This window comes from Streptomyces sp. NPDC091287 (genome assembly GCF_044768525.1).
Lineage (GTDB): Bacteria > Actinomycetota > Actinomycetes > Streptomycetales > Streptomycetaceae > Streptomyces.
On the sequence record NZ_JBIVUV010000002.1, the window covers coordinates 259,619 to 281,999 of the forward strand.

Here is a 22,381-nt window from a genome sequence, read left to right on the forward strand (position 1 = left end):
CCCGGACGGCGGTGGTGAGAGGGAACGAGGCCGGACAGGCCGGGTCTCAGGCCACCGGGAAGGCGTAGAAGGCCCTGTCCCGCTGGACGACGACGGTCTCCCCGGCGGCGAGCGCCCGGTACGACGCCCGCACCGTCGCCCCCTTCGGATCGGCCGACCCGATGTCCTGGAACTTCCACAGCCGCTCGCCGTCGGCCGCCGAGAACGCCGTGACCTGGACGGCGTCGGCGGCGATCAGGGTCTTCTCGCTGCTGCTGAGCGTGAGCGACGGGGCGTTCCCGACGCCCGGCACCTCCGTGGAGCGCCGCCACACGAGCCGGCCGCTCTCCCGTTCCACCGCGCCGACCAGTCGGCTGCGCTCGGTGGTGTGGATCAGGGGTCCGGCGACCAGCGGGGTGCCGAACACCGAGCCGTCGCTGCCCTCGACGCGCCACAGCGGCTTCGTCGTGTCCGTGTCGAAGGCCTGAAGATCCCTGCCGACCGCCGCGTACAGCGACCCGTCCTCGTCGCCCGCCGTGGCCGCCTCGGGAGAGGCCGCGCCGTACTGCTTGGTCCACAGCAGCTTGCCGGTCTTCTGGTCGAACGAGCGGACGGAGCCCTTCCTCCTGGCCGCCTTGACCTCGGCCGCCGTCAGGCTGACCGCGTCCTGCCGTACGAGGACGTCGGCGGAGCGTTCCACGACCACCCGGTAGGCGGGGGTGCCAGGGGCGCGGCCCGCGGGCACGGGAGTGCGCCACAGCTCCTTGCGCTGCACGATGTCGTAGGCGAAGAAGTAGGCCTGGACGACCTCCTTGTCCTTGCCCTTCTTCTTGCCCTTCTTCGGCTTCGAGGCCTTCACGGTGACCGTGTGCGAACCGGTGAACCAGATGACGGGCCCGGAATTCCCGGCCAGCCGCCCGACGACGAGGCCCGGCAGGTCGCCGAAGGCGTCGGTGTAGCGCTCACGGTGCGCGACCTTGCCGTTCTTCGGAGACAGCCACAGGAACTCCGTCGGGCTCGCCACGAAGACCAGATCGGCGCCCGCGGCCAGCGCGGCCTGCCCCTTCGCCGCGTCCGCGCGCTGCCACAGCCGCTTGCCGGTGCGCAGGTCCACGGCGCTCGCCTGGCTCTCGCTGGTCATCACGAGGAGCTTGTCCCGCCATACGGCGGTGGTGAGCGGGGGCGCCTCGGAGGCCGGGTGCGCGTAGATCCAGCGCGGCTCGGGGGGCTGCCCGGGGAGCGTGCGGCGGGGCTTCGGCGCGGGCTTGTCGTCCGGCGCCTCCACGGTGTCCCCGGACCCGAGAGCGGCGACCGAACCGCCGCCCACGATCAACCCGCCGACGGCCGCCGCCGCGATGGTCAGCAGGGTCCGGCGGCTCGCGGCGGGGTCGGGCGCCGGGGCGGGCGCGGGAGGCAGCGGCAACGACACCATCGGGCCGCCGCCGCCCCCGCCCGCGCCCGCGCCACCGTTGCCGGCGGGCCCGGCCGGGAGCGCCGCCGCGGGGTACGGGGCGGGGCCGCCGTACGTATGGCCCGGCTGCTGCGGGGCGGCGGGCAGAGCGGGTCCGGCGGGCAGGGCGGACGGCAGCGGGTGGGTCGTCGGGACGGGGGCGGCCCCCGGGGGCGCGGTGAGCTCGTGGGGGAGCGCGAGCTGGGTCGTCGGGCGGTCGTTCTGCGGCGGTCGCGGCCCGGTGTTGAGGAAGCGGGTGGTACCCCGGTCCTCCCCGATGTCCCCGCCGCCCGCGGACACCGGCGCGGCGGGCGCCTGCGATGCGGGCGCGTCCACCGCCGGTGCGGGCAGCGGCCGGGCGTCCTCCGGTTCGGGGGCCGTACGGGCGTCCTTCGGCTCCGGGCGCGCGCCGTCGCTTTCGGTCGGGGCGCTGTCCGTGCGGGGGGCCTCGGTCCGGGTGCCGGCCGTGCGGGGGTCCTGGGGGCGGGCGTCCTCGGGCTCCGGGGGCACGGAGGCGGCCCCGGGCTCCTGGGGCGCGGGCGCGTCCACCGCCGGTGCGGCCGCGTCCACCTCCGGCGCGGGCGCGTCCACCTCCGGCGCGGGCAGCGGCCGGGCGTCCTCGGACTCCGAGGCCCCCTCCTGCTCGGGCTCCGCGCCCTTCTCCGGCCCGGCCGCCCCGGCAGCCGCCTCCGGCCCGTGCTCCGAGCCCTCCTCCGGCACCTCCAGGGCCAGGACCCGCGCCTCCTGCTCCGCGACCGCCGCCGCGAGCCGTTCGGGGAGCCAGCCGCCCCGGGCGAGGCCCGCCGCGCCCTCCAGGGCCAGCTCGGCGGCGACCGTGCCGGCGGTGGGCCGCTCGGCCGGGTCCTTCGCCAGGCAGGCCGTGATGAGCCCGCGCAACGCCTCCGGTACGGCGTCGAGTTCGGGCTCGTCCCCGGCGATCCGGCGGGCGGCCTCCTCGGCCGGGCCCTCCGTGAACGGGGTCGCCCCCGTAGCCGCGTACGCCAGCAGCAGCCCCAGCACGAACAGGTCGGAGGCGGCGGAGACCTCCTTGCCCTCGATCTGCTCGGGCGTCAGATAACCGAGCCGCACCGAGAGCTGCCCGCCCGGCCGGGCCTGGGCCGAGGCCGCCGCGCCCAGCGGGCCGAAGGCGGTGAGGCGGGGTCCGTCGGCGGCCAGCAGCACCGTGCCGGGGGCCAGCCCCTGGAGCACGGCCCCGGCGGCATGCACCCGGGAGAGGATCTCGGCGAGGCCCGCGCCCAGTATCCGCAGGGCCCGCTCGTCCAGCGGACCGGCGATCCCGATCGCCTCGGCCAGCGGCAGCGCGGGGACGTAACCCGCCGCCGTCCACAGGGGTTCCGGCCCCTCCGCCGGGGCCTCCGGCTCCTCGCCGGTGTCCAGGGGCGCGGCCACCCAGCCGCCCGCGAGGCGTTCGGCGGTGCGCGCCTCGGCCTGGAAGCGGCGGCGGTACGCCGGTACGGAGGCCAGCTCAGGGCGCGCGGCGGTGATGAGGGCCACCTCGCCGGAGGCGGTGTCCCGCGCCACGTACCGCACCGCGCTCGCGCCTTCGTGGAAGCGGGCCAGCGCGGTGAAACGGCCGAAGCGGCGTGGATCGTCCTGACGCAGCGCCTCCATGGCGCACCCCCCTTGTGACCGTCCTACGGCGACCGGGTGACCCGTCCTCCGGCGCCTGACCGTCGATCTTAGGGCCTGTGCCCCACGGGCGGTCGCCCGCCGCTCAGTCGCGGTCCGGGGAGCTCGGGGGAGTCCTGGACCAGGGCCACTTGAGGGTGCGGTGCTCGCGGCCCCCGGGGGCGTACTCGTACACCCAGCCGCGCTGGAGCCCGAGCCGCTTGGTGTAGCCGGCCGGGACCCGCTGGTAGGCGTACACGGTGGCGGGGCCGCCGTCGGGCGAGGGCACCGGGACCTCGTACCACTTCGGCGGATGGCCGGTCGGGCCGAGCAGGATCGGCAGGACCCGGCCGTCCAGGGGGCCGCCTCGGAAAGGGGTGTTCTCGCTCTTCACCCGGTCAGTCTGACGCAGCGGCGGCGGGCAGCAGGTGCGCCGCCTCCGCGACGACCGGAATCACCCGTTCCGCCAGCTGTCCGGCCGGTCCTTCGGAGGTTTCCAGGGCCAGCAGCTCGTTCACCACCGCCGCGGTCTCCGGGTCGGTGGCGGCGGTCGCGGCGAGCAGGGCGATCAGATGGTCGACCAGCCAGCCGCGCAGCTCCGCCGCGGCCGGCCGCTTCCCGTCGTCCAGCCAGATCAGCGAGGCCGCCTCGACGGCGGCGATCCAACTGCGCACCATCATCCGCAGTCGCGGCCCGGCGGGCTGCTCCCCGGCCCCGCCCATCCGCCCCAGGTGGCGCAGGATCTCGTCGGCTGCCGCCCGCCGCACCCCGTCCACGATCGTCGTCGTGCGGGAGGTCTCCACGACGCTGCCGCCGCGCAGCAGGGCGCTGAACCCGGTGTCGTGCTCGTCGACGAAACGCAGATAGCGGTCGAGCACCCGGGCGACCCGCTCGGTGGGCGGGCCCACCGGCGGTTCGGTGAAGCACAGCGTCAGCTCGTCGGCCGCCGAGCCGAGCGCGGCCTCGTACAACTGCTGCCGCCCGCCCGGGAAGTAGCGGTAGACGAGCGGCCGGGACACCCCGGCCGCCACCGCCACCTCGTCGAGCGAGACCTCGTCGGGCGCCCGGTGGGCGAAGAGGCCGAGCGCGGCGAGCAGCAGCTGGGCGCGGCGCTCCTCGACGCTGAGCCTGCGGTACGTCGCCCGGGGCGGCGGGACTGCGGCGGTGGAGGTCATGCCACCGACCCTAAGGCCTCTCGTCCGGATGATGCCGGGCCCGCGGGCCCCGGCGCTCCTGGTGCGCACGGCTTTCAGGCCAGCAGCCCGGAGCTGCGCCACAGCCGGCGGCCGACGCCGTTCAGCAGCCCGATGTCGTCGAAGAAGTCGGTGAGCCGTTTCGCGCCGGACTGCATCACCTCCGCGCGGTGGCCGCTGGCCCTCACCTGGGCGACGGCCTCACGGCGGTCCAGGCCGACGTTCTCGTACACCTGCGGGTTCACGAAGCAGATGGAGAAGACCCGGGCCGCCTCGCCGCAGCTGACCTTGGTGAGTTCCCGTTCCCAGCGCGGGGCGGTCACCATCTGGCGGCGCAGCTCCTCGCGGGCGTACCGGACGTGCCGGGCCTCCTCGATCACATGGATGCGGGTCACACCGCGCACCAGGGTCTGCACACGGTCGTCCGGGAAGGTCAGGCGCTGCATCCAGTCGAGGATCTCCTCGCCGAGCAGGGTCGCGGCGAAGGAGCCGGGGGTGGTGGAGACGGTCTTCAGGACCCGCGCGAGGTTGTGGTAGACGCGCGGCACCGGATACGTCGGGGCGCCGCCCCAGTCGATCATGCGGCCGAACATCATCGAGTGCCGGCACTCGTCGGCTATCTCCGTGAGCGCGTAGCGGACGTGGTTGCTGGTCACCGGCTTGTCGTAGACGTGCCGGACCAGCAGCTGCATCAGGATGATCTCGAACCAGATGCCGAGCGAGGACAGCGCGGCCGCCTCGTGCCGGGAGAGGTCCAGGCGCTGTTCCTCGGACATCCGGTCCCACAGCGGGGTCCCGTACAGCGAGACCAGCTCCGGCGGCCAGAACCACTTGCCCTCCTCGACGGCCGCGTCCCAGTCGAGTTCGGTGTCGGGGTCGAAGGAGTGCTTGGCCGAGGATTCGAGCAGCCGCAGGGCGACCTGCTCGCGGTCGCGGAGCGGGCCGAGTGCGTCGCGGAGCACGGTCGCGTCGCGAGCGGTGACGGGCGTCATGGCGGGAGCACCTCACACGGGGGTTGCCGACAACGGGTGTTACCGGCGGTCACCTCTTATGAGACTGTCTGTCAGCAAGGCCGTCAATCCCTTGGACGCGACTCCGTACGACTTGTTGACCCGCTGTCTACCAACGTGTGAACCTGCCGGGGAGGCGGCCGGCGCATATTCTCGCGCGCACTCAACTGCCGTCGGTGTCACGGAACTTGTCCATCAGGTCGAGCCAGTCGAGGCGAAGGAGCCGTCCGTGTCCACCCATGACCTCTACACCACTCCGCCCGCCGAACCGGTCTGGCAGGTCCCGGCCACCGGAGCCGCCCGGTTCAGCTGGGACTACGACGACGGCCGCGAACGCCTCCTCGCCCTCTACCAGAAGGGCAAGGACAAGCAGTGGGACGGCAACAAGCGCATCGACTGGTCGCTGGAGGTCGACCCCGCCGACCCGCTCGGCACCCCCGACGAGGCGCTCACCCTGTACGGCACCCCGCACTGGGCGAAGATGACGGAGAAGGACCGGGGCGAGCTGCGCACGCACTACACCTCCTGGCAGTTCAGCCAGTTCCTGCACGGCGAGCAGGGCGCGATGGTGTGCGCGGCGCGCATCGTGGAGTCCGTCCCCGACCTGGACGCCAAGTTCTACTCCGCCACCCAGACCATGGACGAGGCCCGGCACGCCGAGATCTACGGCCGCTTCCTGCACGAGAAGGTCGGCATGCTCTACCCGGTCAACGACAACCTCCAGGGGCTGCTGGGCGACACCCTGCGCGACTCCCGCTGGGACATGCCCTACCTCGGCATGCAGGTGCTCATAGAGGGCCTGGCGCTGGCCGCCTTCGGGATGATCCGCGACACCACGACCAAGCCGCTGCCCAAGCAGATCCTGGCGTACGTCATGCAGGACGAGGCCCGGCACGTCGCCTTCGGGCGGATGGCGCTGCGCGACTACTACAAGCAGCTGAGCGACGCCGAACTCCGCGAGCGCGAGGAGTTCGTCATCGAGGGCTGCTACCTGATGCGCGACCGGCTCAGCGGCGTCGAGGTCCTGGAGAACTTCGGCATCGGGAAGCAGGAGGCGAAGGACCTCTCGGAGCACTCCGAGTTCCTCCAGCTCTTCCGCAAGCTCCTGTTCAGCCGGATCGTCCCGTGCGTCAAGGACATCGGCCTGTGGGGCCCGCGGCTCCAGAAGGCGTACGTCGACATGGGCGTCCTCGAACTCGGCGACTCCAACCTCGACCTGCTGATGTTCCAGGACGAGGAGATAGCCGAGGAACTGGACCGCGAACGCTTCGCCGTCGAGGAGGGGGCCCGGGTGGCGGAGGTCGCGGAGGCGATCGAGGAGGGCGCGGCCGACGCCGCCTGAGGGGGCGCGGTGCGGTGCGGCGGGGGACCGGGGCGCGGCCCGCCCCCCCGGCCCGCGCAGGCCGACCGGACGTGGCCCGCCGCTTCAGCCGCTGTCGCCCCGGCCGGGCGGGGAAGTCCCCGACCAGCGAGGCCACCCGCTCCGGATCCTGGAGGAGCATCGCGGGGGTGGCCGCGACGACCTCCACCACGACCCGGGGCCCCCGGGCTCCCGGGCTGCCGGCGCGGCCGGAGCCGGGTCCAGGCCCCGCCCGTACGCGACCAGGAGATCGTCCCTCCACTCCGGGCCTACGGCATCGACGGCCGTTCCAGGGCCCGGACCAGCGAAGCCGTCCAGCCCGACCGCGGCGGCCACTTGGCCAGGCCGGCGCGGACCCGCGGGCCGATAATGGATGTACGCCATGGGGTCCCGGCCGTCACGATGCGAGCATGACGACGAACCCGCCCGCAGCCACCGCCGCCGGTCGCGCCGCCGCCCGCCGCAGCCTCGAATCCCTCGCGCTCGGCGACGCGTTCGGGGAGCGCTGGTTCCCGCTCTTCCGCGAACCCCGGCAGGCCGTGAACGAGATCCGGGCCCGCCGCACCCCGCCGGAGCCCCGCTGGCACTGGACCGACGACACGGCCCTGGCGCTCGCGCTGACCCGCTCCCTCGACGAGCACGGCCACGTCGACCAGGACCACCTGGCCCTCTGCTACGCCCTGGCCTTCGACGCCGACCAGGCCCGCGGCTACGGCCACGGCATGCACCTCCTGCTGCCCCAACTGCTGGAGGCCCCGGCCGACTGGCGCACCCTGGCCCCCAGACTCTTCGACGGCGGCAGCCTCGGCAACGGCGCGGCCATGCGGGTCGCGCCGCTCGGGGCCCGGTTCCACGAGGACCTGGACCACGTCGCGGCACAGGCCGCGCTGTCGGCGGAGGTCACCCACGCCCACTCGGACGGCATCGCCGGCGCGGTGGCTGTCGCGGTGGCGGCGGCGCTCTCGGCGCGCGGCGAACTGACCCTGGACGCGGTGGCGGACCGGACGCCCGAAGGGCCGGTACGCGACGGAGTGCGGCGCGCCGCGCGGACGCCGTTCACCACGGAACCGTGGAAGGCCGCGGACCTCCTCGGCAACGGACAGCGCATCCGGGCCGACGACACCGTGCCCTTCGCGCTGTGGACCGCCACCCGCCACGGGGACGACCTGGAGGCGGCGCTCTGGGCGACCGCGGAGGGCCTCGGCGACGTCGACACCACGTGCGCGATCACCGGGGGCGTGGTCGGGGCGGCGACGGGGACGGCCGGGGCGCCGGAGGACTGGCTGCGCAGGCGCGAGCCGTTGGGCTGAGGAGAGGGGCTGAGGGGATGGGCCGAGGAAATGGGCTGAGGGGATGTGAGGTGACCGGGAGAGGTGACCGGGAGAGGTGGAGAGGTGACCGGGTGAGGCGATGGGGTGAGGCGATGTGCGACCGGCGGCTCGGGGCCGATGCTCTCGACCTGATACCGATACCGGACGCATCGAAATTCCGTTCGCAAACGTGTCGTACGGTGAGCGCATGACCACCCCGCCGCACCCGCCGCAGGGCCCGTACGGGCCGCCGTCCCCGCAGAACCCGTACGGCCAGAACCCCTACGGCGCGCCGCCGGCCGCGCCCGGGTCCGTGCCGCAACAGCCGCCCTACGGCTACCCGCAGCAGCCCCCGGCGCCGCCCCAGCAGGGCGGCTGGGGCCAGCCCGGCATACCCGGCGGAGGCGGCGGCCCGGGCGCGGCCGGCGGCTGGCCGCCCCAGGGCCCGCCGCCGCGCGGGAAGCGGACCGGACTCATCGTCGGGATCGCGGTCGGCGCGGTGGTGGTGGCGGGGGCGATCGTCTACGGCGTCACCCAGCTCGCCGACAAGGGGACCGACCTGGCGTACCCGAAGGCGGAGTACAAGCTCCTCGTGCAGCAGAAGCTCCTGGACGGCGAGTTCAGCCTGGGCCAGGACCTGTCGGAGACCGAGGGCAAGGAGATCGAGGACACTCCCGACCCCAGCATCCGGGACGGCGAGGCGGTCGTCGCGCACTACGCGTCGGACAAGGGCGGCGCCCTGGTGCTCTCGGGGATGTACGGGCGGCTGGCCAGCCCCGGCTTCATGCGCGGCAAGATCATGGAGGGGGCGGCGACGGCCGACGGCGCGAAGCTCGTCGTGCCCGCCAAGAAGTTCACGCCCGAGGGGTACGACATCACGATCGAGTGCCAGGTCGTGCAGTCGAACGAGGCCGGCGGCGTCGCGAACATCCCCATGTGTGCCTGGGGCGACGACAACACCGCCGCGATGATCGCGGTGATCCGCCCGGAGAGCGTGCTCAAGGACGCCAAGTCCATCGACCTCGCTGCCGTCGCGGCGGAGACGGCCAAGGTCCGCGAGGAGGCCCGCAAGCCGATCGGCTGACCGGAGGCCGGAGGCCAGTGGCCGGTGGCCAGTGGCCGGTGGACGCCGGAGACCTGAGACCGGAGCCGGGCCCCGGCTCCGGTCTCAGGCCACCGACCAGCGCCGCCCGCCCGTCAGCGCCGCCCGGCGGTGGGCGGCATCGGTGCGGCGGGCAGGGCGTCCTCCACCGCGCGGGCCGCGGCGAGCAGCCGGACGTCCGCGCCCCGCGCCGCCGCCAGTTGGAGCCCCACCGGGCAGCCGTCCCCGGTGAACCCGGCGGGCAGGCTCGCCGCAGGATGCCCGCTCAGGTTGAACGCCCAGGTCAGCGCCGTGGAGTAGAGGTCCCCCGGGCCTTCGTGGCCGTGCGGCCGGTTCGGGGTGACCGGGGTCAGCAACAGGGCCCCGCCGGCGAGCAGTGCCGCCAGCCGCTCGTCGTTCGTCCGCCGCACCCGCACCGCATCCGGGTCGTCGGGCGAGCCGCCCCGTATCGCCGTCCAGGCCCTCACCGGGTCGAGCAGCGCGGCCTCGCGCCCCAGCAGACGTACGGTCCCCGCCGCGACGAGCCGGTCCACCGCCGCCCGGACGACGGCCGCCACCTCCGGGTCCACCTCCGCGTATCCGAGGTCCTCGCTGTACACGGCGGGCAGCGGCAGGGCGGGGGCGGCGACCGGTTCGTACCCGTCCAGCACATGGCGCAGATACGGCTCCGCCGCGGCCGCCGACCTGGCCAGCACCCCGGCCGAGGCCAGCCCCGACCGGTCGGGGGAGGGGAGCAGCCCGTTCGTCGTCTTCAGCCCGAACACCCCGCACCAGGCGGCCGGGATGCGGACCGACCCGGCCCCGTCGCTGCCCGTCGCCAGCTCCGCCATCCCCGCCGCCACCGCGACCGCCGACCCGGCCGAGGAGCCGCCCGGGGTACGGTCCGCCCGCCACGGGTTGGCCGTACGGCCGTGCGCGCCCAGGCCCCAGGTCTGCCAGTGGGTGCCGGGCCCGGGCACCGAGGTCGCACCGACCGGGGACCCGCCCGCCGCGATCAGCCGACGGGCCGCGAAGGACCGGATCCCGGAGGGCCCCTTCACCGCGAACGGCAGTCCCCCCAGAGGGAGTCGGCGCGCCACGGCCTCCCGCTCCCGGGCGAGCGCCCCGTCCGGCCAGACCTCGATGAACGCGTGCAGCGCCGGGTCCAGCCGGCCGATCCGCTCCAGGGACCGCGCCACCGCGGAGATCGTCCGAGTCATGGGCCCAGTCTGCCGGTGCGCCCCTCCGCGCGCCCCGGCTACTCCTCCAACGCCGCCTCCATCACGGCCCGGGCGATCGGGGCCGCGCTGCCGCCGCCGCTGATGTCGTCCCGGTCGGCGGCGGCGTCCTCCACGACCACCGCCACCGCGACGGCCGGGCGGCCGGAGTCGGGGGCCTGGGCCCAGGAGATGAACCAGGCGTACGGCAGCCCGGAGTTGTCGACGCCGTGCTGGGCGGTACCGGTCTTGCCGCCGACCTTCACCCCGTCGATCGCCGCGTTCGACCCGGTGCCGTTCTCCACCACGTCGACCATCATCCGCTGGAGCTGCACTGCCGTCGACGGGTTCATCGCCCGCTCGTACGGGCGGGACCCCTCCTGCCGGACCGTGTCCCCGTCGTTCGTCGTCACCCGGTCCACCAGATGCGGGCGGCGCAGATCCCCGCCGTTGGCGACCGCCGAGGCGACCATCGCCATCTGGAGCGGGGTCGCCGTCGTGTTGAACTGCCCGATCGAGGACAGGGCCAGCTGGTCCTCGCTCATGTCCGTGTCGAAGTTGCTCCTCGCCACCCCGGACGGGATGCGCAGCCCGGTGTCGTTGAAGCCGAACTTCTCCGCCGTCTCCACCATCCCCTCCAGCCCGACCTCCACCCCGAGATGGGCCATCACCGTGTTGCAGGAGACCCGGATCGCGTCCGCCAGGGACGCCCGCTCGCACCCCTTCGCCTCGTTCGGCAGAGTCGTCCTCGTACCGGGCAGGACGTACGGCGACGGGGTGTCCGTGGGTGCGTCGGCGTCCGTCACCGCCCGGGCGTCCAGCGCCGCCGCCGCCGTCACGATCTTGAAGGTGGAGCCCGGCGGATAGGTCTGCCGGATGGCCCGGTTGAGCATCGGCAGACTCTTGGCCGCGTTCAGCCGGGCCCACGCGTCGGTCACCGCGGAACCGGTCCCCGACAGCCGCTCGGGGTCGTACGACGGGGTCGAGACCAGCGCCAGGATCGCGCCCGTCGACGGATCGAGCGCCGCGACCGCCCCCCGCCGCCCGCTCAGCCCGTCGTACGCGGCCTGCTGCATCGACGCCCTGATCGTGGTGACGACATCGCCGCCCGGCTGCCGGCCCCGCGTGAACTCGTTCCAGAAGGGCAGCGGCGCCAGCAGGGAGTCCGTACCGGACAGGACGGAGTCCTCGGCGTTCTCGATGAGCGTCGTGCCGTACGTCTGCGAGGCGTATCCGGTCACCGGGGCGTACAGCGGGCCGTGCAGATAGGTGCGCTCGAAGCCGAGCTGCTCGCCGGTCTCCTTGCTGCCGGTCACGGGCCGGTCGCCGACCAGGATGTTGCCGCGCGGCTGGTCGTAACGGGCGATGGTGTTACGGCGGTTGGCCGGATTCTCGTCCAGCTCGTCGGCCTCGAAGACCTGGATCCGGGCCGCGTTGACGAGCAGCGCCACCAGCAGCAGCAGACAGAAGGCGGCGGCCCGCCGGATGTAGCGGATCACCGGTCCTCCTCCACGGCCGCGGCGATGACCCCGGTCTCGGCCTGTTCGGGGTGGGGTCTGCGCGAGACGTCGCTGACCCGGATCAGCAGCGCCACGATGATCCAGTTGGTGACGACGGAGGAGCCGCCCTGCGCGAGGAACGGCATCGCCATCCCGGTCAGCGGGATCAGCCCCATCACCCCGCCCGCGATCACGAACACCTGGAGCGCCAGGATCGACGCCAGGCCGATGGCGAGCAGCCGCCCGAACGGGTCGCGCAGGGCGAGCCCGGCCCGGTAACCGCGCGCCACGAGCAGCGCGTAGAGCAGGAAGATCGCGGTCAGCCCGCTCAGGCCCAGCTCCTCGCCCGCGGTCGCCAGGATGAAGTCGGACTTGGCGGCGAAGCCGATCAGGATGGAGTGGCCCGCGCCGAGCCCGGTCCCGAGCATCCCGCCCGCGGCGAAGGCGAACAGTGACTGGGCGAGCTGGGCCGGCCCCTGCCCCGCGTCGATCGAGGCGAACGGGTCCAGCCAGTCCTGCACCCGGCTGTGGACGTGCGGTTCGAAGGAGCCGACGACGAAGGCGCCGACGGCGGCCAGGAGCAGACCGACCGCGATCCAGCCGGTCCGGCCGGTCGCCACGTACAGCATGATGACGAAGAGCCCGAAGAACAGCAGCGAGGTACCCAGATCACGCTCCAGCACCAGCACCCCGACGCTCAGCAGCCAGATCGCCACGATCGGCCCGAGCACCCGGCCGGAGGGCAGTTGCAGCTTCCAGAACGTGCGGCCGGTGTACGCGAGCGCGTTGCGGTTGGCGGCCAGATAGGCGGCGAAGAACACCGCGAGCAGGATCTTGGCGAACTCGCCGGGCTGGAAGGAGAGTCCGCCGATCCGGATCCAGATCTTCGCCCCGTTCACCGCCGGGAAGAAGATCGGCACGGTCATGAGTACGAGCGCCGAGGCCACTGAGAGATACGCGTACCGCTGGAGCACCCGGTGGTCGCGCAGCAGCACCACCACGGCCGCGAACAGGGCGACGCCGAGCGTGGACCAGACGAGCTGGGTGGGCGCGGCCTGGTCCCTCGGGGTCTCCAGGTCGAGCCGGTAGATCAGCACCAGGCCGAGCCCGTTGAGCAGGACGGCGATCGGCAGCAGCAGCGGATCGGCGTACGGGGCCCGGAAACGGACCGCGGCATGGGCGAGCAGCGCGAGTGTGCCGAGCCCGGCGCCGTACCCGGCGACGTCGGGGGGCACGGTGCCGTCGTGGGCGAGGCCGACCGCCGCATAGCCGAGGACGGAGATCAGGACGCCCCCGACGAGGAGGGTGAGCTCCACCCCGCGCCGCTTGGGCAGGCGTAGCTCGGGCGGGGGAGCGTCCGCCGTCGTTGCGGTCATGCCCCGCAACGTAGCAAGAGGTGGGCGATATTTCCCTTATGTCACACCTTTCGCCACCCTCCATGCCTTTCACCACCCTCCATGCCTTTCGCCACCCTCCATGCCTTTCCCGCCCTTCATGCCTTTCCCGCCCTTCATGCCCTTCCCCGCCCTTCATGCCTTTCGGTTCCTCTCCGAGCCTTTGCCCGGGCCGGCGCCCGTCGGACATGCGCCCGCCCGCGGAGCCGACGGCTCCACGGCCGGGCTCCACGGGCGGGCGGATGTGCGGTGACGCGAGGTCAGCACCACTTCGGCGCGGCGCCGATGTTCTCGATGTAGCGGGCCGAACCCCAGGCCCAGGTGCCGTCGGTCAGCAGGTACCAGCGATTGTTGTTGTCGACGTTGTCGCCCTTGGTCTTGCAGAAGATGTTGACGATCTCGCCGTACTCGGCCGAGCCGACGACGCGGCTGCTGCGGGTCGGCTTGTCGCGGAGCAGCAGGTACGGCTTGGCGATGACGCGTCCCTTGTAGGTCCGCTTCGGCGCCTGGGGCTTCGCCTGCCCCTGCTTCTGCGCCTCCTCGCGGGCCTGCTTCTGCTGCGCCTCGTGCTCGCGCTGCAGCGCCGAGGCGGAAAGCTCGTCGGACGTCGGGTCCGGAGCGGCGGCCTCCGCGCGCTGTCCGACGGGCTGGGGGTCGGCCGCCAGTGCGGCGGGAGCGGCGGCGGTGAGCGCCGCGAGCGTGCCGGTGGCGACGCAGAGGCCGAGCCGGCGGAGCCGCGAGGGGCGGGACAGGGGGGACATGCTGCCTCCATGCGATGAGGAAGGGGCCGTGGGGGACACGAGCTGGGCTCGTGCTCGTCACGCTAAGTTCGCCACACACGGCCCGCAACGCGTCACGTTGCGTGAGGGCCCCTACGCGTTGGGCCGTCCGGGTCGTCCGTCGAGCCCCGACCCCCGTCACCACCGGGATTCGCGTCGGCATCACCGTCGTCGAGACGCACGTACTCCGGCAGGGTCATCCGGACGAGCGCCCCGCCGTCCGGCGGATTGCCGAAGTCCAGCCGGGCGCCGATGACCTGGGCCTGGCCGAGGGCGATGGTCAGCCCGAGACCGTGCCCCTTGCCCGCGCCGTCCGTGCGGAACCGCTGCGGCCCGCCGTCCAGCAGATACGCCGGGAACCCCGGGCCGTGGTCGCGTACGGAGACCACCGCGCCGTCCACGCTCAGCACCACCGGAGGCCGCCCGTGCCGATGGGCGTTGGCCACCAGATTGCCGATCACCCGCTCCAGGCGCCGCCGGTCCGTCTCCACCCGGGCCGCGCCCCTCACCCGCACCTCGGTGTCGGCGCCCGACGCCCGGACGACCCGCTCCGCCAGCGGCGCGAGTTCGTGCACGGCGAGGTCGACCTCCTCGGTACGGGCGTCGAGCCGGGAGATCTCCAACAGGTCCTCCGTCAGCGCCCGCATCGCCTGCACCCGGTCGCGCACCAGCTCCGCCGGGCGGCCCGGCGGCAGCAGTTCGGCGGCGGCCGACAGACCGGTCAGGGGGGTGCGCAGCTCGTGCGCCACGTCGGCGGTGAACCGCTGCTCGGTCTGGAGCTTGCGCTGGAGGGTCGAGGCCATGGTGTCGAGCGCGCCCGCCACGATCGCCACCTCGTCCTGGGCGCGGACCGGGCGCGCGGTCCGGGGGTCGTGCACCCGGGCGTCGAGATCGCCCGCGCTGATCCGGCGGGCCACCCGGGCGCTCTGGTGGAGTCTGCGGGTCACCCGGCCGACGGCGAACAGACCGACGAGCAGGGTCGCGGCGATGGCCAGCAGCGAGGAGCCGATGATCGCCCGGTCGAGGCCGCCGATGGTGCGGGCGCTGTGGCTGTAGTCCGTCCAGGTGGCGAGCGCCCGCCCGTCCGCCGGGCCCGCCGCCCACATGGCGGGGCCGCTCCGCCCGTCCGGGTCGCCCGGCCGGTGCGGTCCGTCCGCGACGACGGTGCCCCGCTCGCCGTCCGCGGCCAGGGCGCGCAGTGAGGCGGGCAGGCCCGGCGGGTCGATGCCGGACCCCGGGGGCAGCGGCTCCCCGGCCTCGTACGCGTCGGTGACCACCTCCAGCCGGCTCAGCGTCTTCTCCCGGGCCTGTTCGACCGTCTGCCGGGTGACCGCCGTGTGCACCAGGAAGCCGAGGAGGGCCGCCAGGGTGCAGCACATGACGGTCAGGAAGACCGCGGACTTCCAGGTGAGGCTCGCGGTCCAGGAGGGCGAGCGGAACCCGCGCCGCCTCATCGCGTCCCCGCTGACGGCGCGGAGGATTCCGGGGTGGGCTTCGGGGCCTTCCGGTGCTCGGGCGTCCGCAGGATCTCGTCCCGGGTGGGCAGCATCGCGCGCTGCCGGTCGTCCCAGGACCACGCGGTGCGGTATTCGTACCCCGGGATCACCGAGGGAGCCCGCATGATCAGGTCCCGGCCCGCCAGCTCCACGCTGATGACGGCGTCGTAGGTGGACATGATCCGGGTCAGCCGCTCCTCGTCCGGCATGTAGACGCGCACGGCGAGCTGCCGGTCGGGCATCCGGATGCCGAGCACCAGTTCGTCCCTGCCGTCGCCGGTCAGGTCGCGGTAGTACGGCGGGAGGACCGGGCAGTCGTCCGGGGCGGTCCGGCACGCTTTGATGTGCCGGACCGTCCCGTCCGGCAGCTCGTCGAGACCGCTGTCCCGGTCCGTCTTCGCCTTCAGCCCGGCCTGCGCCACGGCCACCGGGTCCAGCCGCCGTACATCGCCGCCGGTCACCCGGATCCCCGGGATGCGCGCGGTCTCGCCCTCGCCGTAGTCGTACGGGGCGGCGGAGGCGGGCGGCAGGTCCGGCCAGAGGCTCTTGGGCTCCACGGCCGACGGCGCGTCCCCCGCGCTCTTCAGCCCGCCGGCCGCGCCGCAGCCGGACAGCAGGGTGAGCGCGGCGAGGGCGAACGCGGCGGTACGGGTCGCCGCCGGGACGCGGTGCGGGCGCAAGGCTCGCCTCCTCTTCGACGACGGACGACACAGCGGTCTCACACCCTAATCGGACGACCGTGCGCAATGTCGACTTCGTACCCCTGTGCAACGTACGCGGCCCCGCGGTCATGGGACCACGGGGCCGGAGCGGTCAGGAGGGCCGCGGGTTCAGCGCCCGTACGGGTTCAGCACCGGTGCGGCTCAACGCCGGTACGGGTTCAGCGCTGGTACGGGTTCTGCCCGGGAGGCGTGAAACCGGGCTGCTGCGGGGCCTGGCCGTGGGCGTTGCCGTCCTGCCCGGCCGCGGCCTGGGCGAGCAGCTGGTCCGCCTCCTCCTTGGGTATCTGCCGCTCCCCGCCGCAGAACGTGCACTGCGTGGCGTACTTCGTCGAGAACGGGAACAGCGGCACGAAGAACAGCGTGAACTTCGTGACCCGCTTGCGCAGGGTGTGCGCCGCCGGATTGCCGCACCAGCCGCACACCATCGTCAGGATGGCCAGCTGGTGGAGGTAGCCCTTGGTGCCGAAAATGATCATGCCGTGGTTCCTTTCCCCGTCCCCCGGAGTGCCTGTCGGCACAGCGCCAGGAGCTTCTCGTCCTCGTGGATGTCATGACTGCCGTACCCGCCGTCCATCGCGTTGTGACGGCGTACGGAGGCGAGTTCGCTCCGCAGGACGTGTGCTGCGGCCGACCCCTCCGGGACCGGCCCCATCCGTGCCACACATTCTGCCACCCGGACCCGCACATGGCGGCTCCGCTCCCAGCCGGCGAGCAACGCCTCGACCGTCTCCTGCGACCGGCCCGACACCTCCCACAGGGCGATCGCCGCGTCGACCCGCAGCCACGGCTCCTCGTGCGCCAGCAGCCCGCGCAGCCGGGGCGCGACCACCGCGGCGCGCGGCCCGAGGGACCCCAGTGCCACCGCCGCCGCCCGCCGCTCGTGCACCTGGTGCGACTGGAGGCCCTCGATCAGCGCCGGCAGCACCGCATCGGCGTCCCCGGAGATCGCCCACAGCGCCTCGGCCGCCTCCGTCGCGGAGGCCGTCCCCGGCCGGCTGACCAGCGCCCGCAGCTCCGGGACGGCCTCCCGCGCCGCCGGCCCGAACGAACCCAGTGCCCGCAGCGCCGCCGTGCACAGCCACTCGCCCCGGTACTCCGGCGCCCCGCGCAGCACCCGCAGCACCTCGGGGGTCGCCTCGCCCGCCCGCAGCCCGGTCAGTCCGGCCAGCAGCGGGCTCGCCCGGTCGTAGGCCCCCTCGTCCAGCTCCACCTCCGCGAGCCTGCTCCGCAGCGCCCCGGCGAGCGGCTGGGCCGCCGCCCCCAGGTGGCCCACCGCGAACCCCACGTCGTGCGCCACCTGCGGCAGCTCCAGCGCCGCCGCGAGCGCGGGCACCGCCCGGGCGTCGCCGAGGCGCGCCAGGGCCTTCACGGTGGAGCCGAGCCCGGGCGGACCGCTGGCCCAGGACTTCACCCAGTCCCCGGGGCGGTCGGCCAGCCGGGCGGCCAGGGCGTCCGCGGCGGGCGCGGCGAGGCCGAACAACTCCTCCAGGACATGGGACGCGGCCTCCGCCAGCCGGGGCTCGGGGTCGGACAGCTGATCGCCGACGAGCGCCACCAGCTCCTCGTAGGGGCCGCGCCAGGCCCGTATCAGCCCGCCGCTCATCCGCACGGCGTCGATGCGCTGCCGGCGGTCGGGGCTGCGCAACTGGTCGGCGAGCAGCGCCGTGCGGTCGCCCACCCGGTCGTCGAGGCCGACGTGCAGGGTGCGCAGCAGATCCGCGGCCCAGGGGGCGCCGCGCCCGGCGCTCTCCTGCGCGGACAGCGACCGCAACTGCCCCACGAGCGTCGGCGTCGCGACCTGCTCGCCCCGACAGGCCTCCGCGGCGGCCACCGGTTCCGCGTCCACCGGCTCGGCGTCCGGGTCCACCGGCTCCGCGTCCGGGTCCCGGTCGGGATCCGGCCCGCCCCCCTCCACCGCGGACCCCTCCGGCGGGGAACGCATCTCGCGCAGCAGCCCCGAGACCACCGGCACCACATCGCCGGGCAGCCCGTCGGGCGAACAGCGCGCCAGCTGGGCCAGGGCCGCGAGCCGCAGCCCCGGGGAGTGCGCCCGCGACGCCAGCCGGCCCAGCCACTCCGCGACCCGCCCCGCCAGCGGCCGGTGCCGCAGCGCGACCCGTCCGGCCGCCTCCACGAGAGCGAGCCGCACCTCCTCGTCGGGCTCCACCGGCAGCCGCTCCCGCAGCAGCGCGAGCACCCGCACGGGGTGCCGGTGCAGCGTGGCGAGCGCGAGCGGAGCCGCGAGCCGCACCCCGGGGTCCTCGTCGGCGATCAGCTCGAAGAACACCCCGGCGCCCGCGGTGACCGCCGCCGCCGCCATCGCGTAGTTCGCGGCGCCCTCGATCTCGTCCTCGTCGAACTCCGCCTCGTCGTCCTCGTCGAGGTCGAAGCCGCCGATGCTGGTGAGCAGTTCGACCACGCTGCCGCGGTCCTGCACCCCCGGGTCCACGGCCAGCTCGAACAGGAACGGGATGCAAGCGAGCGTGCACGCGTACACATCGCCCTGGTGGTGCACCGCGCCGTACATGCCGTCGAGCGCCGCCTCGCGCTCCGCCGGATCCTCGGACGCGAGCCCCCACAGGAGCTCCGGCACATCGTCGGCAGGCCCGTAGGCATGCTCCATCGAGGCCCAGTCGACCTCGTCGATCCCCGAGAACACGCCATCCCCTCCCCACGATCACGACAGCGCCCGGACCGGCGCGCCCCGTGGCGCGCCCTGTCCGTCACACCCCTCCCGACGCGCCCTGGAGAAAGCGCCTGCGCAGAGTGTGCACCACGGGTCCGACAATCCACCCGCCACTTGTGGCCTTTCCTCGCGCCGTAACGAGGTCATGACCCGGTCAAGACGATTCGGCTGTGGATTCCTGTGAACCGGGGGTGCGTCACGCGGGCAGCGGACGTGCTTGTTCCGGGTCGTTCAAGGGCGCGAGCAGATCGCCGTGCCGGTCCAGCCGGGCGGCCATGTCCCCGGCCCGGAACACCAGGGCGCCCGCCTCCCGGCACTCCGCGATCTCGTCCCAGGTCACCGGGGCCGACACGGTGGGTTCGGGCCGGGCGCGCAGGGTGTAGGGCGTGGCGGTCGTCTTCGCCGCCGCGTTCTGGCTGAAGTCGACGAAGACCTTGCCCGGCCGCAGGGCGCGTTTCATCCGGTGCAGGGCCAGCCCCGGCAGGGCCGCCTCCGCCTCCACGGCGAGCCGCTTCGCGTACGCGGACACCTCGCCGGACGGGGTCGGCTCCAGCGGGACCAGCAGATGCATCCCCTTGGACCCGGACGTCTTCCCGTACGCGGTCAGCCCGTCGGCCGCGAGGCGCTCCCGCAGCCAGAGCGCCACCGTGCAGCACTCCACGACGGTCGCGGGAGAGCCGGGGTCCAGGTCGAAGACCATCCGGTCGGCGATCTCCGGCGCTTCCTCACGCCACTGCGGGGTGTGGAACTCCACCACCAGGTTGGCCGCCCACATCAGGGAGGCCAGATCCCGCACGACCACCTGCCGGGCATCCGGGTCCTCGCTCCGCGGAACCGCGGTGGTCCCCACCCAGGCGGGCGTACCGGGCGGCGGATTCTTGGTGAAGAAGACCTGGCCGTCCGGCCCGTCCGGGTAGCGCAGGAAGGACACGGGGCGATCGCGCAGATGGGGCAGGATCACGCTGCCCGCGGTGGCCGCGTAGTAGTGCAGCACCTCGCCCTTGGTCGTCCCGGTGGCCGGATACAGGACCTTGTCGAGATTGCTGAGCGAGACCCGTCGCCCCTCCACCTCGGTGATCGGCGTCATACGATAAGAATCACATGAAACCATGACAAAGCATCTCTAAAGCCTCAAGGGTGCTCAACGGTCGGCAAGGGGTGAACGGTGAGGTCCATATGGAACGGCGCGATCTCCTTCGGGCTGGTCAGCATCCCGGTCAAGCTGGTCAACGCCACCGAGAACCACTCGATCAGCTTCCGGCAGATCCACCTCGCCGACGGTGGCCGGATCCGGTACCGCAAGGTCTGTGAACTGGACGAGGAGGAGGTCTCCGGCGGCGAGATCGGCAAGGCGTACGAGGACGCCGACGGCACGATGATCCCGATCACCGACGAGGATCTCGCCCAGCTCCCGCTGCCGACGGCGAAGACGATCGAGATCGTCGCCTTCGTGCCCGCCGACCGGATCGACCCCCTCCAGATGGAAGCGGCGTACTACCTCTCGGCCAATGGAGTCCCGGCCGCCAAGCCGTACACCCTGCTCCGCGAGGCCCTCAAGCACAGCAACAGGGTCGCCGTCGCCAAGTACGCCCTGCGCGGCCGCGAACGGCTCGGGATGCTCCGCGTCGTGGACGACGTGATCGCCATGCACGGCCTCCTGTGGCCCGACGAGATCCGCCCTCCGCAGGAGGCGGCCCCGGACGGCGACGTCACGGTCCGCGACGCCGAACTCGACCTGGCGGACGCCCTGATGGACACCCTCGGCGAGGTCGACATGGACAGCCTCCACGACGACTACCGGGAGGCGGTGGAGGAACTCGTCGCCGCGAAGGCCTCCGGCGAGAGCGTGCTCCCGGCCGAACCCGAGGACACCGGCGGCGGCAAGGTCATCGACCTGATCGCGGCCCTGGAGAACAGCGTGCGGGCGGCCAGGAAATCCCAGCAAGACGAGGGTGAGGGTGCGGGCGACGGCGGCAGCGGCGGCGACATGGCCGACGTGCACCCCATCAAGAAGACGTCGTCGAAGGCGTCCGGGAAGACCGAGCGGACCACCAAAGCCGCGCAGAAGACCACCCACCGCACCCCGACCGGCAAGACGGTCACCCGCTCCGGAAGCTCCACGACGAAGAAGTCCGCCCCCAAGTCCACCGGCGCGAAGAAGTCCACGGCGAAGGCGACCGCGGCGAAGAAGTCCACGGCGAAGAAGACCGCGGCGAAGAATCGGACGTCGTCGAGCGGCGGCCCGGCGGCGAAGAAGACGGCGTCCCCCCGCAAACGCACCTCGGCCTGACTGCGACGCGGTCTGACTGCGACGCGGCCTGACGGCGCCGGGGCCCGGCCCGGGCGCCGCAGTCCTCGCAGTCTTTGCCGTCTTTGCCGTCCTCGCCGGGTCCAGGCCAGAGGCTGTGTTTCGCGCCCATTGGCCGAGAACGCCCCCTTTCCCACCCCGTCGGGCCGCCGCACGCTGGATGTGGACGCCGGGCGCGTGGAGCATCGAGGGGGCCGCCATGTCCGCACCGCTGCCGTTGTACGTGCCGAGGCTTCCGGCCCGCCTGTCCGCGACGCGCGCGTACGGCGATCTCGTGCCGGACGCTCGGCGAAGGGTGGCTCCCCTGTGGACGCTGCCGCCGGGCACGACCACAGACGCCGCGCAGCTGCGCAAGGCCGTTCGCCGGGCCGCCCTTGTGCAGCGGCACAGTCCCGCCTGGCTGGACGCCCCCTACGTGGACTCGAGGACGGGGTTACCGGCCGCTCTGCTTTCCGAAGTCTGGGCCGGGTCGTCGCTGCGCACGGTGACCGGACCGGAACGTCCCCCGGAACAGCAGCGGTCGGCCATCCGGTCGGCGGTGACCGGCTTCGGTGAGATCGGCATACGCGTCGCGCTCCCGGGCGGCTGGGACGAGCGTTCCATCGACGACACCCGACGGCTGCTCGACGCACTCGACCACGGGGTCCGCCGAGACCTTCTCCTCGACCTGCACGCGGTGCCGGAAACTCGGCCGGACGCGGGGAAGGAAGCCCTGCGGGCCCTGGACGCCCTGCTCCCGCTGACTGCCTGGAACTGCGTCGCGGTGATCGCGGGCGGATTCCCCGAGGACGTCAGCGGGATCGAGGTGGCGGGAACCGATGAAGCGCCTCGTCACGAACTCGCCCTGTGGCACGAGATCCTGGCGAACCGACCCAGCTACCGGGAGCTTCTCCGCTACGGGGACTACGCGCCGTTCGCCGCCCGCTCCGTGGCGCAGGAGTACCGGGGCGGGGGAGGCCCGCCGTGGGGTCTGCTCCGCTACACGACCGGGCGCGGGTACCTGCTCGCCAAGGTGCCCACCCGCGGTGACGCCCGGGCGGAGACGATCCGTGCGGCGGCCCGGTGGATCACGGAGCAGGACGATTTCCGCGGTCCGTCCGCCGGCGCGGGTGAGCGCTGGCTGTGGGACTGCGCGCGGGGTGAGGGGAGTGCGGGCACGGGAGGGGCGGCGGACTGGAGCCGAACAGCGATCAGCCAGCACCTGGCCCACGTCGTACGGCAGTCAACCGGCTGAGCACGTGCCGCCGTACCGCACCGGCTTCCGGTCG

General features: G+C 73.7%; 18 protein-coding genes. 5 read left to right on the forward strand and 13 right to left on the reverse strand.

Annotated features, from left to right (window positions below; all coding sequences use genetic code 11):
- Nucleotides 1-46 precede the first annotated feature (46 nt).
- The 4 genes from ACIQRW_RS03990 to ACIQRW_RS04005 all read right to left on the reverse strand — a co-directional run bounded on the left by ACIQRW_RS03990 (nt 47) and on the right by ACIQRW_RS04005 (nt 5,243).
- Entirely contained in the window at nt 47-3,061 is a 3,015-nt protein-coding gene (locus ACIQRW_RS03990) for a PQQ-binding-like beta-propeller repeat protein (RefSeq protein WP_403754013.1), read from the reverse strand.
- 103 nt (nt 3,062-3,164) lie between these two features.
- Complete coding sequence (locus tag ACIQRW_RS03995; RefSeq protein ID WP_403754016.1) at nt 3,165-3,452, reverse strand: hypothetical protein; 288 nt, start codon at nt 3,450-3,452, stop codon at nt 3,165-3,167.
- Between the two features lie 4 nt (nt 3,453-3,456).
- Nucleotides 3,457-4,233, reverse strand: a complete 777-nt coding sequence (locus ACIQRW_RS04000) for a TetR/AcrR family transcriptional regulator (RefSeq protein WP_403754019.1) — start codon at nt 4,231-4,233, stop codon at nt 3,457-3,459.
- A gap of 74 nt (nt 4,234-4,307) precedes the next feature.
- Nucleotides 4,308-5,243, reverse strand: a complete 936-nt coding sequence (locus ACIQRW_RS04005; RefSeq protein WP_403754021.1) for a diiron oxygenase — start codon at nt 5,241-5,243, stop codon at nt 4,308-4,310.
- Between the two features lie 247 nt (nt 5,244-5,490).
- Here ACIQRW_RS04005 and ACIQRW_RS04010 point away from each other — a divergent pair, with 247 nt between their 5' ends.
- The 3 genes from ACIQRW_RS04010 to ACIQRW_RS04020 all read left to right on the forward strand — a co-directional run bounded on the left by ACIQRW_RS04010 (nt 5,491) and on the right by ACIQRW_RS04020 (nt 9,015).
- Nucleotides 5,491-6,603 carry a ferritin-like domain-containing protein gene (locus ACIQRW_RS04010; protein WP_403754024.1) on the forward strand — a complete coding sequence of 371 codons (1,113 nt, stop codon included), beginning with the start codon at nt 5,491-5,493 and terminating at the stop codon, nt 6,601-6,603.
- Between the two features lie 428 nt (nt 6,604-7,031).
- Nucleotides 7,032-7,931: an ADP-ribosylglycohydrolase family protein gene (locus ACIQRW_RS04015; RefSeq protein ID WP_403754027.1), complete on the forward strand. Its 900-nt coding sequence runs from the start codon at nt 7,032-7,034 to the stop codon at nt 7,929-7,931.
- 208 nt (nt 7,932-8,139) lie between these two features.
- A complete protein-coding gene (locus ACIQRW_RS04020; RefSeq protein ID WP_403754029.1) occupies nt 8,140-9,015 on the forward strand; it encodes a hypothetical protein in 876 nt (291 codons plus the stop codon).
- Between the two features lie 113 nt (nt 9,016-9,128).
- Here the strand turns inward: ACIQRW_RS04020 and ACIQRW_RS04025 are convergent, their stop codons facing one another.
- The 9 genes from ACIQRW_RS04025 to ligD form a co-directional block, all read right to left on the reverse strand.
- On the reverse strand, nt 9,129-10,232 hold the full coding sequence (locus tag ACIQRW_RS04025; protein ID WP_403754032.1) for an amidase family protein: 1,104 nt from the start codon (nt 10,230-10,232) through the stop codon (nt 9,129-9,131).
- 38 nt (nt 10,233-10,270) lie between these two features.
- Nucleotides 10,271-11,728, reverse strand: a complete 1,458-nt coding sequence (locus ACIQRW_RS04030) for a penicillin-binding transpeptidase domain-containing protein (protein WP_403754035.1) — start codon at nt 11,726-11,728, stop codon at nt 10,271-10,273.
- Complete coding sequence (locus ACIQRW_RS04035; protein WP_403754038.1) at nt 11,725-13,104, reverse strand: FtsW/RodA/SpoVE family cell cycle protein; 1,380 nt, start codon at nt 13,102-13,104, stop codon at nt 11,725-11,727. Before ACIQRW_RS04035 ends, ACIQRW_RS04030 begins: the two co-directional genes overlap by 4 nt.
- Before the next feature lie 278 nt (nt 13,105-13,382).
- On the reverse strand, nt 13,383-13,883 hold the full coding sequence (locus ACIQRW_RS04040; protein ID WP_403754040.1) for an SH3 domain-containing protein: 501 nt from the start codon (nt 13,881-13,883) through the stop codon (nt 13,383-13,385).
- Nucleotides 13,884-13,975: 92 nt separating this feature from the next.
- Nucleotides 13,976-15,355, reverse strand: a complete 1,380-nt coding sequence (locus ACIQRW_RS04045; protein ID WP_403754043.1) for an ATP-binding protein — start codon at nt 15,353-15,355, stop codon at nt 13,976-13,978.
- Nucleotides 15,352-16,077: a hypothetical protein gene (locus ACIQRW_RS04050; RefSeq protein ID WP_403754046.1), complete on the reverse strand. Its 726-nt coding sequence runs from the start codon at nt 16,075-16,077 to the stop codon at nt 15,352-15,354. Before ACIQRW_RS04050 ends, ACIQRW_RS04045 begins: the two co-directional genes overlap by 4 nt.
- A 200-nt stretch (nt 16,078-16,277) precedes the next feature.
- Nucleotides 16,278-16,595 carry a zinc-ribbon domain-containing protein gene (locus tag ACIQRW_RS04055; RefSeq protein WP_018959034.1) on the reverse strand — a complete coding sequence of 106 codons (318 nt, stop codon included), beginning with the start codon at nt 16,593-16,595 and terminating at the stop codon, nt 16,278-16,280.
- A complete protein-coding gene (locus ACIQRW_RS04060) occupies nt 16,592-18,778 on the reverse strand; it encodes a HEAT repeat domain-containing protein (protein WP_403754049.1) in 2,187 nt (728 codons plus the stop codon). The genes ACIQRW_RS04055 and ACIQRW_RS04060 overlap by 4 nt, the downstream gene beginning before the upstream one ends.
- Before the next feature lie 223 nt (nt 18,779-19,001).
- Nucleotides 19,002-19,892, reverse strand: a complete 891-nt coding sequence (ligD, locus tag ACIQRW_RS04065) for a non-homologous end-joining DNA ligase (RefSeq protein ID WP_403754052.1) — start codon at nt 19,890-19,892, stop codon at nt 19,002-19,004.
- A 78-nt stretch (nt 19,893-19,970) separates the two neighbouring features.
- On the opposite strand from ligD, the gene ACIQRW_RS04070 reads away from it, so the two are divergent.
- Together ACIQRW_RS04070 and ACIQRW_RS04075 are read left to right on the forward strand one after the other, a co-directional pair.
- A complete protein-coding gene (locus ACIQRW_RS04070; protein ID WP_403754055.1) occupies nt 19,971-21,095 on the forward strand; it encodes a Ku protein in 1,125 nt (374 codons plus the stop codon).
- 217 nt (nt 21,096-21,312) lie between these two features.
- On the forward strand, nt 21,313-22,347 hold the full coding sequence (locus tag ACIQRW_RS04075) for a hypothetical protein (protein WP_403754058.1): 1,035 nt from the start codon (nt 21,313-21,315) through the stop codon (nt 22,345-22,347).
- The last annotated feature ends 34 nt before the right edge of the window (nt 22,348-22,381 follow it).

Bases quoted from the DNA above. Each gene is read 5' to 3' on its own strand.
- ACIQRW_RS03990 (WP_403754013.1), bottom strand. From the start codon at position 3,061: ATGGAGGCGCTGCGTCAGGACGATCCACGCCGCTTCGGCCGTTTCACC.
- ACIQRW_RS04000 (WP_403754019.1), bottom strand. From the start codon at position 4,233: ATGACCTCCACCGCCGCAGTCCCGCCGCCCCGGGCGACGTACCGCAGG.
- ACIQRW_RS04005 (WP_403754021.1), bottom strand. From the start codon at position 5,243: ATGACGCCCGTCACCGCTCGCGACGCGACCGTGCTCCGCGACGCACTC.
- ACIQRW_RS04015 (WP_403754027.1), top strand. From the start codon at position 7,032: ATGACGACGAACCCGCCCGCAGCCACCGCCGCCGGTCGCGCCGCCGCC.
- ACIQRW_RS04020 (WP_403754029.1), top strand. From the start codon at position 8,140: ATGACCACCCCGCCGCACCCGCCGCAGGGCCCGTACGGGCCGCCGTCC.
- ACIQRW_RS04025 (WP_403754032.1), bottom strand. From the start codon at position 10,232: ATGACTCGGACGATCTCCGCGGTGGCGCGGTCCCTGGAGCGGATCGGC.
- ACIQRW_RS04035 (WP_403754038.1), bottom strand. From the start codon at position 13,104: ATGACCGCAACGACGGCGGACGCTCCCCCGCCCGAGCTACGCCTGCCC.
- ACIQRW_RS04040 (WP_403754040.1), bottom strand. From the start codon at position 13,883: ATGTCCCCCCTGTCCCGCCCCTCGCGGCTCCGCCGGCTCGGCCTCTGC.
- ACIQRW_RS04045 (WP_403754043.1), bottom strand. From the start codon at position 15,355: ATGAGGCGGCGCGGGTTCCGCTCGCCCTCCTGGACCGCGAGCCTCACC.
- ACIQRW_RS04055 (WP_018959034.1), bottom strand. From the start codon at position 16,595: ATGATCATTTTCGGCACCAAGGGCTACCTCCACCAGCTGGCCATCCTG.
- ligD (WP_403754052.1), bottom strand. From the start codon at position 19,892: ATGACGCCGATCACCGAGGTGGAGGGGCGACGGGTCTCGCTCAGCAAT.
- ACIQRW_RS04075 (WP_403754058.1), top strand. From the start codon at position 21,313: ATGTCCGCACCGCTGCCGTTGTACGTGCCGAGGCTTCCGGCCCGCCTG.